This window comes from Methylomonas sp. Uni0009 (genome assembly GCF_054188105.3).
This window is the reverse complement of record NZ_JBTAFN010000001.1, coordinates 2,289,333-2,301,059: the sequence shown is the minus strand read 5'-3', so window position 1 is coordinate 2,301,059 and position 11,727 is coordinate 2,289,333. Positions and strand designations below refer to the sequence as shown.

Annotated in this window: 9 protein-coding genes; 7 read left to right on the top strand and 2 right to left on the bottom strand. The window is 53.1% G+C overall.

The window, feature by feature from the left end; translation table 11 throughout:
• Window positions 1-203 precede the first annotated feature (203 nt).
• Both ACWAU0_RS10935 and ACWAU0_RS10930 read right to left on the bottom strand, forming a co-directional pair.
• Window positions 204-1,352, bottom strand: a complete 1,149-nt coding sequence (locus ACWAU0_RS10935; RefSeq protein ID WP_458139137.1) for a FecR family protein — start codon at window positions 1,350-1,352, stop codon at window positions 204-206.
• Between the two features lie 137 nt (window positions 1,353-1,489).
• Window positions 1,490-2,008 carry a sigma-70 family RNA polymerase sigma factor gene (locus ACWAU0_RS10930; protein ID WP_458139136.1) on the bottom strand — a complete coding sequence of 173 codons (519 nt, stop codon included), beginning with the start codon at window positions 2,006-2,008 and terminating at the stop codon, window positions 1,490-1,492.
• Between the two features lie 362 nt (window positions 2,009-2,370).
• Between ACWAU0_RS10930 and ACWAU0_RS10925 the strand changes: the two genes are divergently transcribed.
• The 7 genes from ACWAU0_RS10925 (at window position 2,371) to ACWAU0_RS10895 (ending at window position 11,522) form a co-directional block, all read left to right on the top strand.
• Entirely contained in the window at window positions 2,371-4,041 is a 1,671-nt protein-coding gene (locus ACWAU0_RS10925; protein ID WP_523070787.1) for a glycoside hydrolase family 17 protein, read from the top strand.
• A 99-nt stretch (window positions 4,042-4,140) separates the two neighbouring features.
• The gene (locus ACWAU0_RS10920; RefSeq protein WP_458139134.1) at window positions 4,141-4,938 is read left to right on the top strand and encodes a transglutaminase domain-containing protein; all 798 of its coding nucleotides are present in this window, start codon (window positions 4,141-4,143) and stop codon (window positions 4,936-4,938) included.
• Between the two features lie 89 nt (window positions 4,939-5,027).
• On the top strand, window positions 5,028-6,338 hold the full coding sequence (locus ACWAU0_RS10915; protein WP_458139133.1) for a hemolysin family protein: 1,311 nt from the start codon (window positions 5,028-5,030) through the stop codon (window positions 6,336-6,338).
• A gap of 132 nt (window positions 6,339-6,470) precedes the next feature.
• A complete protein-coding gene (locus tag ACWAU0_RS10910) occupies window positions 6,471-7,400 on the top strand; it encodes a 2OG-Fe(II) oxygenase (protein ID WP_458139132.1) in 930 nt (309 codons plus the stop codon).
• Between the two features lie 232 nt (window positions 7,401-7,632).
• Entirely contained in the window at window positions 7,633-9,570 is a 1,938-nt protein-coding gene (locus ACWAU0_RS10905) for a PAS domain-containing protein (RefSeq protein WP_458139131.1), read from the top strand.
• 120 nt (window positions 9,571-9,690) lie between these two features.
• Window positions 9,691-10,113 (top strand): hypothetical protein, encoded by a 423-nt coding sequence (locus ACWAU0_RS10900; protein ID WP_458139130.1) that lies wholly within the window; start codon window positions 9,691-9,693, stop codon window positions 10,111-10,113.
• Window positions 10,114-10,283: 170 nt separating this feature from the next.
• Window positions 10,284-11,522, top strand: a complete 1,239-nt coding sequence (locus tag ACWAU0_RS10895) for a PAS domain S-box protein (RefSeq protein ID WP_523070786.1) — start codon at window positions 10,284-10,286, stop codon at window positions 11,520-11,522.
• Window positions 11,523-11,727 lie beyond the last annotated feature (205 nt).

Sequence of the window (11,727 nt, the reverse complement as noted above, 5' to 3'; positions counted from 1 at the left end):
TTCCGGCAAAACTGCGTTGAAAAAATCGCAGCGCTGCGCGCCTGAGGAAGTTTCCGGCGGAAGGACGACTTTTGCTTGAATGCGGGTAAATGGGGAACAGCCGTTGAAGGCTTGAGCCGGTGGGCTGGATTTTTCGACCCATATGCGCCAAACCGTTTTTGACATGCGCGCGCTGCCCGGAGTGGCTTACAGCACCCAAAAAATCAGCGATGCAGTAACACCCAGGGACCGATACGGGTTTCTTGCAAAGCAAGCGCTTTGCGCACCGAGGACAGTGCCTCATCGGGCGCATCCAGAGAAAACACCCCGGTTACCCGCAGATTTTTAAGTGCGGCATCCGCCAAAAATATCCGTCCCAATCGATAGCGCTCCAACTCGCTGATCAAGTCAGCTAAAGGTCTATCGTTGATCACCAGGCGATGCTGCCGCCAAGCGGACTGTTCCGCGCCCACGGCCCGCGGATGCGGCAGCGGCAGTCCGGGTTGATAGACCAAGCCCTGCCCCTGGGCGACGGTAACGTCACTGTCCTGACCCGCCATACTGACCGCTACGGCATGCTCCTGGACGCTCACCTCGGTAGGCCCGGTCGCGGTTTTATACACCTCAAACACCGTGCCCAAGGCGCGGACCGTCAAATCGTCGGCCACTACGTCGAAAGGCCGCCGGCTATCCTTTGCCACCGTAAATTGCACCTGGCCGTGGTGCAAGATGATACGTCTGGCCGCGGCGGTGAACGCTACCGAAACCGCGCTATTGGTGTTCAGCAGCAAACGGCTGCCGTCGCTGAGTTGAATCTCGCGAATTTCACCGGTTTGCGTGCGGTAGTCACTGAAATAATCGCTAAATAAGCGCGCTTGTTGCGGCATGATCAGACTAATCGCCAACAGCCACATCGCCGCGACGGCCAGCCCGGCCGCAAACCAGGGCCGGCGCGGCCTGGCCAACGGCCGGCGGCTGGCTGGTTTATCGGCCTGGCTCTTGATTACCATTCGCCCTGAGCCTGTCGGAGGGGGCATCTGCCTGAACGTCGAAGAGCTCGGCTCACACGGAATACCTCTGATAAATAGGGCTGGGTCAATAATCTGGTCAGCGGCAGCATTTTTTTCCGCAGCGTGTCGAGACGCGGGTTGCAGCGATTCGCTCGCACTGGACAAACTGCCTGCCAGCACCATATCGCTGAACAAAGCCTCAGCCTCGGTAAATGCCTGGGCATGCAATGGGTCGCGGCTCAACCAATCGGCGAAGGCTTCGAGTTCCGCATCGTCCAATCTGTCGTCGCGCAGACAAATCAACCAGGCGATGGCCTGATCTTGCAGACTGGTGTGAGCGGATTTGTCGGACGGCGCTGGCATGCAATCTCCCATTATGCAAGGCTGTTATTGATAAAGACGTGCGAGGCGCGAAAGCGATCATACCAAGTAAGGCAAGCGGCGGCAGTCAACGGCATCGGGATGAAGTGGGTTGCGGAAAAATAATGCGGGCTTGCTGTTTAATCGGCCAGTTGCCGGGCGCAATGCGCCATGGCTTGGGCCAGCAGCTTATTGACCAGGGACTTGGAAATCCCCAAACGTTCGGCGATTTGGGTATAGGTCAGGCCATCGACCCCATGCAGTAAAAACACTGTGCGGCAGGCTTGCGGCAACTCGCCCAGCGCATGCTGCAACGCGGCCAGACGTTGTTGGCCGATCAACACCTGTTCCGGCGGCGCGGCGTTACCGGGAAGGGTATCAACCAGCGCATCAATATCTTCGTCGGCACCGTAACGGTCCCTGACCATGGTCTTGCGCTGATGATCGATGGTCAGATTAATCGCAATCCGAAACGCCATGGCCCGTGCATTATCCGGCGGCGTTTTCTCGGCTATTTGCCGCAGTCCCAGGTAGGTGTCATGGGTTAATTCGGCGGCAATGTCCGGGCATTTCAAGCGCCCGGTTAAAAAGCGCAATAACTCATCGGCCAAGGACTCGGTCCAGAACGCGGAAATATCGGTCATTGGCTGTGCACTCATGCGTATCGGAAATATCCAAAGCTTCAATCAAAAACAGCAGCCGGCCGGCACCCCGCCAAAGCCTTACCACATAGCTGCGTCAGAGCGTTTGCAATTATCGAACCAAAGGCGAATATTGCCGGCAAGCCCCGCCCGGCGTCCTGCCCTGCTTTGCTCCTTAGTGGCAGGCCGCCCGCGAATGCGGCAAATAACCTGCGGCATAACCGGCAGATAACATAGTTTTATCGAGAATCGCCGCCAGACTCACCGACTTTGATTTTTAGCGCGCGCCAAGACTGTATAATCCCGGCAATCCCACATATTTATTCACTCAGCTTAACCATCCCCCAGTCATGCGCACCACCCATCTGTTTTTCTGCCTCATGTTCATCCTTGCCGTTCACGGCGCTATCGCCTGGAGCCTGAATCGCCCCCAGGACGCCGGTGTCGATGTGCCTTCGGGTAAATTGCGCAGTTTGTCGTTTGCGCCTTATCGCGAGGGGTTTAGCCCAATTGAAGAAAAGTTTCCGTTGCCCGAGCATATCGACGCCGACCTGGGCTTGATTGCCGATAAAACCCATACCATCCGTACTTACTCCATCCTCGGCGGTATGCAGCCGACGCCCGAATTTGCGCGCAAACACGGGGTGGAAATGATCCAAGGCGGCTGGCTGGGAGATGGGCATGCCAGCAATAAAAAGGAAATCACCGCGCTGATCGAAGCGGTCAACGCCCATCCGGACGTGATCAAACGAGTGCTGGTCGGTAACGAAGTGCTGCTACGGAAAGACATGGATGTAGACACGCTGATCGGCTATATCCGCCAGGTTAAACAGGCGGTGAAACAGCCGGTGTCGTATGCCGATGTCTGGTCTATCTACTTGAAATATCCGCAACTGATGCAGGAAGTCGACTTTATTACCGTACACATTCTGCCCTATTGGGAAGACGAGCCGGTGGCGATTGAGGAGGCGGCCGGACATGTGGAGAAGATCGTCCAACAAATCGAAGCCAAAGCCCACAGCATGGGCCTGAACAAGCCGATTCTAATCGGCGAATCCGGCTGGCCGGCCGCCGGCCGCCAGCGCGGCCGAGCGGTGCCCAGCGTGGTCAACGAAACCCGCTTCATCCGCAGCCTGATTGACGTAGTAAACCGGCACGGTTTGGATTACAACATCGTCGAAGCCTTTAACCAACCTTGGAAAAGCCATAACGAAGGCGTGGTCGGCGCCAATTGGGGATTGCTGACTATCAACCGCGAACCGGTATTTCCGCTGACCGGCCCGGTTTACGAAAATCCGGACTGGCTAGCGCATTTTGCCTGGGCGACGGGTTTGTGGCTGGTAATGGTTGCGGCCTACTTTAAAAAATTGGCCCATTTGCCTTGGCCGCGCCAGATTGTGTTTTTGACGCTGACCCAAGTATTTAGCGTTTGTCTGGTCACGCTGGCAAGTTTTGCGTGGTTTACCAGCTATAGCCTCTGGCAACAGGCTTACGCCCTCTTGATTATCGCCGCCAACGGCGTGTTGAGCGCTTTGCTGCTGCAACGCAGTTATGCGATTTTAGCCGAGCAATCCGTAGCGCCGACCCTGGCCCATCGTTTGAGAAATACCTATCTATTTTTCGGGATTTTAGCGCTGTACAAAACTTACAGCCTGGCGTTCAACGGTCGGTATCTAAGCTTTCCCGTCGAACAATTCGCGATTCCGGCCCTCGGCGTCTGCGGTTTGATCGTGTGCCTATGCCTGGCCCAGCGGCGCTTTTACCGGCAGATGCTGCGCTTTGACAGCCTATCCGGCGGGGATTCGCAAACGCCACGCGACCGCTTGCTGGCCTATTTTTTAAGCGCCGGCACATTCGCTGTGGTGATAGGCGAGACCCACGAGTTCATGGCGGCCTACGATTTCATCCAAGCGCATCCCAGCTTTAGTGAAGGTTTGCCGGTCGCGCTGGGGTATACGTTTTACAATCAGCAACTCGTCGCGTGGTTGCTGTGTATACTGGTGCTGTCGATCCCGTTCTGGCCTCTCCGCTCAGGCAACGCCAAGATTTAACCTGCAAGACCAAGTGGCTCAAGCGGCTGGTATCGGCATCTAACGGGCTGCGCTTGCCATCAACGCTGATTTTTCGATAATCAACACCAGGACCCTCATATGTGGCTGCGCACGAGTTGCGAAATAACCTTCGATGTCAGCATCGACACCCCTTTTATTTTGATGCTGCGGCCGCGTAGCGGCGCAAATCAATGGGTGGCGCGGGAGTCGTATACCTTGACACCGACGGTGCCGGTCTTCGAGTTTACCGACTACTACGGGAATCTCTGCCAGCGCCTGATTGCCCCACCCGGCGAGTTTGCCGTGCGCACCAGCGCCGATATTCACACCCATGAACATATCGACGTCTGCCCCGGCGCACCGTTTACCGAAGTGCAACATTTACCGGATAGTGTGCTGACCTATTTGACACCCACCCGCTATTGCGAATCCGACCGGTTTATCGACCTGGCCCAGGACATCGTCGCCGACGCCATCCCGGGCTATGACCAAGTCGCCACCGTGCACCGCTGGCTGCGCGAGAATATCCGCTTCAATCCGGATTCGCCGCATTTCCAGCTCTCGGCGGTTGAAACCAATCTGGCCGGCGAAGGCGTGTGCCGCGAACTGGCGCATTTGGGCATCGCCCTGTGCCGGGCTTTATGCATTCCGGCGCGAATGGTGGTCGGTTATTTATACGGTTTGCAGCCCATGGATTTTCACGCCTGGTTCGAGGCTTATGTGGATGGGCGCTGGTACACCTTCGATCCCACCCAAGCCGAGCCTTGCGGCGGCCGGGTCATCGTCGCTTACGGCCACGATGCGGCGGATGTGGCAATCTTTACCCAATTCGGCCCGGCGCTATATCCAACGCATATGGCCGCCAATGTTGAACACCTTCTCGGCCCGCCCGAATAAGCGCGGTCTGAGTTTAGCAACATCACGTAACAAGCAAAGACCCGGATTACCGGTATAATGCTGCTTCCGCTGTAATCAATGCTTTATCTATGAGTAATCTTGTCCTGGTCGCCTGCGCCTTGCTGCTGGTATGTCTCAACGGCTTCTTTGTCGCAGTCGAGTTCAGTTTAGTTAAATTGCGGCAAACCCGGATTAAAGCCATTGAACAAACCGAAGGTTGGCGAGGCAGGATACTTGCCAAAGTACACAGACAGCTCGATGCCTACTTATCCGCTTGCCAGCTCGGCATTACCCTCGCCTCCCTGGGTTTGGGCTGGATCGGCGAACCGGCTTTCGCCGACCTGTTAGTCCCGCTGTTTGCCAAAGCCGACATCACCTCTCCGGAAATCATCCACAATATCTCGTTTGGCTTTGCGTTTTGCACCATCTCCTTTCTGCATATCGTGGTGGGCGAACAAGCGCCCAAATCGCTGGCGATCCGCAATCCGGAAGGCATAGGTTTATGGAGCGCCGGACCGCTGTATGCGATGTATTGGTTGATGTATCCGGCGATTTGGTTGTTGAACGGCAGCGCCAATCTGGTGTTGCGCATAGCCGGCTTGAGCAACAGCCACAATCAAGACAGCCACTATTCCAACGACGAATTGAAACTGATTTTGCGCTCCAGCCGGGCCGGTGAAAACCTGACCAGCGACGAATGCAATGTGCTGGCCAAGGCTCTGGATTTCGGCAAGCTGGAAGTGTCGGATTTAATGCGGCCTATCCACGAAATCACCGCGCTGTATCAAGGGCAATCTCAGCAAGAAATGTTGGATACGGTTTACAACAGTTGCTTCAGCCGCTACCCGTATTTCGATGGCAACGGCATCGACGTCTTGGGCGTGATTCATTTGAAGGACTTATTTTTGGCGCAACAACACGGCCAGCAAATCGACGATTTGGAACCCTATTTACGGCCGATTCAACACATCTCCGCGCATATGCCGGCGCTGGAATTATTCCGCCGCTTTACCCAAGGCTCACCGCACTTTGCCGTCATCGGTCAGAAAGGCCACAAGCCACACGGCTTTATCACCTTGGACAATTTGCTGTCGGCCATGGTCGGTGAAATTCGCGACGAATTTCGGAAAACCGAAAGCGACTGGACCCGTCAGGACGACGGCAGCTTGCTGGGTAAAGGCAGCTTGCCGATTTTCTCGCTGGAACGGATTCTGGGCATCGACGTGGAAAACGAAGAGCTGGATCTGGACGATGTCGACTCGGTGGGCGGCATGATCCTTGCGCAATTGCGCGACATCCCCGATGCCGGCGAACGCATCGCCTTTAACGACTTTGAAATCGTCGTCAAGGAAATGAACGGCCCGCGCATCGAGTGGGTACAGGTTTATCCGAAGCAATAATGTGAAAAGCTCACAGTGTAGCTAGCGACTCAGCCACCCCTTGTAGCCGCAATTAGCGAAGCGTAATCGCGGGAATGATCAGTTGTAGTTGTATTGCTACCTCTCAGTTTGATTCTAATAGGAGCTTAGCTGTTGCTCTCACAGCCCATCCACCACGATAGCCCGTTCCCGTTTTTTTACGACAATTCGGCATTTTCCCAGGCGCAGTGCGCGGCGCTTGAGCGTTTATTTTTGCTGGATGCCGAGTGGCAACATCGGGATGGGGCGTTTTACCGGTGCTCGCTTAGAGACGTAACCGAGCACATTCCAGCGGCATTTCAAACCGAAGTGCTGGCTAGAATGCGCGAGATTACCGGATTGCCGCTGACGAATCGTCTGTTAGTCACGGCGCAACGCATGCTGCCTGGACAAGTGATTGGCAGACACAGCGACCGGCCGCTGGTGGGTTATGAGATTGCCCGGCTGGTTGTGCAACTGAATAAGCAATGGCAACCCGAGCATGGCGGGGTGCTGGAGTTATTCGCCTCGCAGGAGAGTGACGCGGTTTTTCGTGTCAATCCGGAATACAACAAAGCCTTCGGCTTTTTGCTGCATGCCGATTCATACCATGGCGTCACAGAGGCTATTCAGCCACGGCAAAGCCTGGTTTTCAATTTCTGGCATACGGCAAATACCCCCGAGCTTGCCGCGCACGTGCAAACCTTATTTGCCGACATGCATTTTTCCGAGCTGCCGGCGGCGCTCAATGCGGTGGCCTCGGCGGCAGAATCGCATCTGCCCGAGGAGACGACCTTTCATGCCGGCCTGGCGGCGCTGGCGTTGCATCGCTGGGGCTACGACGCGGCTAGCGTTATCACCGGCTACCAACACAGCGCCAGTCTTTCTACCTGCGACACCTACGATGCCGAGACCTATGCCGCCGTGCGACTGGCGGATTGGGTTGCGTGTTTGTATCGGGATTCGTTTGATCTGGCCCGCTGGCAAATCTTGCAACTCGAACTCAAAGGAATGGAAATGTTTACACGCCTGAAGCCTACATGGCAGCTTTGTCTGCCGGAATAGAGATGGTCTGGTAATGGAAAGTCTGCCGCCAATTCCGGTAACGGATTGTCGCAATCGACCCATTCCTGCCGGTCGCGTTTCTCCAAACCGGCCAGACAATCAAATCTAAAGTCTGCAAACTGGACTTCTATAAAGCGGACATTGGCCAGCCTGCACGCGCAGCGGATAAAAGCTTGTTTTGGCGCGATGATGAAAACTGATAGCATCTTCCTCATCTGATTGACTGATTATCTTGAACCATGAATTTACCTTGTCCTCTAAACGCACGGTGCCGCTAAAAATGCTGAAGCGGAACCTTTCGGAGATTCTTAGCGAAACTTTGCACCTGGTTATTGAGTTGGCAAAGGCGGATTTTGGCAACATTCAAATTGTTGATTCGAACGGTCACCTTAGAATATTTGTGCATCAGGGCTTTCCTGATTGGTGGATCGATTATTGGAATACGGTAAGTGCTGGACAGGGCGATTGCGGCACGTCGATTGCCTTGGGCGAGCGTGTGATCGTCGAAGATGTCGTACAAAGCCCAATATTTGTCGGCACTCCGGCCCTAGATATACAACTCAAAGCAGGTGTGCGCGCCGTGCAGTCAACACCGGTGCTCAACCAGGCAGGACAAGTCATCGCCATGCTTTCCACGCATTACCGTTCGCCGCATTGTCCCGATGCAAAGACGCAAGAAATGCTGGATCTATTTGCCGCAGTTGTGTCAGCGCTTATCGTACAGTTTCAGGGAGAGGTGCAGCCGGAAGCGGAAAATACTTTCCGCACAGTCGTTGAAGACCAGACCGAGGTCATTAGTCGTTTCTTACCGGACGGTACTTTCTTGTTCGTCAATGATGTCTACTGTCAATTGTTTGGAAAAACGCCCCAACAATTGATTGGACAACGCTGGCATCCAGTCGTTTATCCCGACGACTTGCCCATGATTGAGGCTAGACTGCGTGAGATGTCCCCGGAAAACCCAGTGGTGATCATTGAGAACCGGGTACTTGTGGCCAGTGGAGAAATCCGTTGGATGCAGTTCGTTAATCGAGGTTTTTTCGATGCTGCGGGTGTCCTCAAGAAAACTCAATCGGTCGGTCGCGACATCACCCGGCTCAAGCAAGTCGAATTAAGCCTGCAGGAAAGTGACGAAAGGCTGCATCGTGCCCAGGCGGTAGCGAAAATTGGCAGTTTTGGGATGAATAGTGACACTAAAACGTTCAGCATGACCCAAGAAACCGCCCGGTTGTTCGATCTTGACAATACCGGCGTTACCACCTTCGCAGAATGGTTCGCGCGAGTGCATCCCGACGACCAAGACAAAGTAGAAACGGCTTGGCTAGCTGCTTTACAAGGTGCCCCCTATGACCTGACTTACCGCATTGTGGTGCAAGGCCAGATTCGCTGGATTCGGGCTCATGCGGAATTGCAATTCGATGATAGCGGGCAATTGGTCAAAGCGGTCGGAACAGTGCAGGACATCACCGACATCAAGCAAGTCGAATTAAACCTGCGTGAGAGCGATGAACGTCTGGAACTGGCCCTGGAGGGATCGGGATTGGTGTTGTGGGATTGGCACATTCCTAAGCGCAAGGTCATAGCAGGCAATCGCTGGTTCGAATTGCTCGGCTACACCCCTGAGGAGTTGGGCAACGACGAAGAGGATTGGCTGAATTTGATCAATCCCCACGACCTTGAAGGCTTTAGGCAAAAGCTTGCAGCACATTTACAGGGTGAAACGGCCAACTTCGAAAGCGAACACCGTTTACGGCATAAGGCGGGTCATTGGGTTTGGGTCGAAGCCCGAGGCAAGGTTATTCGTCGGGATAAAGACACCAGCCCGCTGCGCATGGTCGGCACGATTTTGGATATTACCCAGCGCAAACGCCTGAATGAGGAAGGCTCGGAATTGCTGAAGCGATTCGAATCGCTGATACGCGAAAGCTTGTCGCCTTCGCCAGGCAGAATAGAAAAATCCAACCTTGCCGATAGCCTGACCAAGCGGCAACGGCAGATTGTCGGGATGATTGCCGCCGGGATGACCTCGGCGGAAATCGGCAACCGCCTCAATTTATCCAAGGCAACCGTCATTACGCACCGCCGAAATCTCATGGCAACACTTGATCTGCATAGCGCCGCCGAAGTGACGCGATTTGCCATTGATCATGATCTGCTGATTGGCAAATAGGAGGCCCAAGCCTGACGAACTTTACACAAACGCGGTAGAAAACTACTGCATCGTTGGGATTGTTTTATAAGTTCATTATTTTAGTATTGGCTTATTTTTGTAAGCCAACGATTACTAATAATGAGCAAACCAGCAATCGGCAAGGACTGCCCGCTTTCACGATACTTGAAAGAAGTGTCGATGTGTGACGTCTGCGATCTCAAAGCGCAGTTGGCAGGCGCATTATTGTACGCTTTAGACTACCCTCATTTTACCCCGCAGACATCTGACCTGGCATCTGTCACACGATTACTTGAGTCCATTGCAAAAGAAGGGCAAACCGGTCTTCTGTCCGAGGCAAGATCGAACTGTGTTAATTGTCCTCAATTAACACATTGCAATGTCGGGTCATTGCTTAAAGACAGCCTATCAAAGACTAACTCTGCTGGATTTTCTTTTCCAAATCAAAACCCGAATACCCAAAAGACCAGCCTATTTGCCAGTCTGGGAAATGCACTTTTGCTTACTACAACGGCGCTGTTAGCCGGATTGAGATGTCGGTGATTATGGGAAAGCTTAGCGCTCATTCACCGCTGGATACCCGTCGCGTTTTTCTCAAAGAAGGATGTTGAATGAGTAATGCGCTAAAGACCGAGAATGTATTGCAAGTGCTTGAACTGCATAAACTCGAATTGGAAATGCAGAATCATGCGTTGTGTCGGGCTTATGCGGATTTGGATAGTATTTACCGCAATTACGTACAGCTCTATGAGCTTGCTCCCGTCGCTTTTCTGACAATCGCCGAAAACGGTCGAATTCTCACTGCCAATTGCAGTGCTAGCGATTTATTCGGTATTGCACGAGTAACCTTGATTGACACGCCATTTACCCAGTATTTATGTCCTTCAGAGGCTGACCGCTGGCACCTGTTTTTTAATAACGCACGCAAACAAACTGTCGGTCAACACTGCGAGTTATCTCTGCTCTGCAACGATGGGAGGAATTTAATAGTATCGCTTGATTGCCGGAATGTGTTATCAGCTGATGCGCCCATCATGCTGCTGTGTTTGACTGACATCACCGAACGTATTAACCAGGAAGAAACCCGACGCGTTGCCGCCGCCGCATTTGAAAACGAAGACGGTATGATCGTGACTGACGCCGATAAAACCATCTTGCGTTTGAATAAAGCCTTTAGCCGCATTACTGGCTACAGCGCAAGCGAAGCGATTGGCAAAAAGCCGACGTTTTTGCATTCAGGCAAACACGATGCGGCGTTCTACCAACGTATGTGGTCAACCGTGGCAGAGAAAGGCTATTGGCAAGGCGAAATTTGGGACAAACATAAAAACGGCGCAATATTCCCCTTATCGTTGACAGTCACTGCTGTAATTGATGCAGACACCCAAACTATCCGTTATGTAGGGGCTTTCAGAGATATTTCCTCAGAAAAACAGATTGAAACCGCGTTGAATGAAAACCGTATCCGTCTGGAAACACAGGTGTCTGATGCGCAAAACGCACTATTGCATAGTACCAGAGAAATCAACGAGATTAATACGGCGCTCAAAGTTCTGCTGAAACAGCAGAGATCCGATAAAGAAGAAGCGCAAAACGCGCTTCTGCATGAAGTCGAGGCCACGGTATTACCTTTCCTGAAAAAATTAAAAGGCGCAAGCACGGGGCACCGTCAGTCCACCCGCTTGATCGATATTATAGAGAGCAACCTGATGAATCTTGTGGCGTCCTATGGACACGCCGAAACCTTTTCGTCTGCGCTCAAACACATGACGCCCACTCAAGTCCAGGTCGCCACTTTGATCAGGCACGGATTGCCTACAAAAATGATCGTATTGACCTTAAACATCGCACCCGGCACGATTAGCGTACATCGAAAACAAATCCGCAAGAAACTGGGTTTGGAGAATAAATCCGACAATTTGCAGGTTTATCTCAAATCATTGTCTGACTAATACGCATTAATCCTTCTGACAATTGCTTCTGAATGGGTAGTTTTTCTACCCATTTCATACCCCTAAATATCCCATTTTTAGACATGGCCTTTAGGACATCATCGGCGTAGAAAGCATATTAGTTTCTTATGAAATAGCGTGCTGGCACGTTCGAAATCCCGATAAACCGCGGCTTTATAACGGTGAGCGTTTTACATGATGCGGT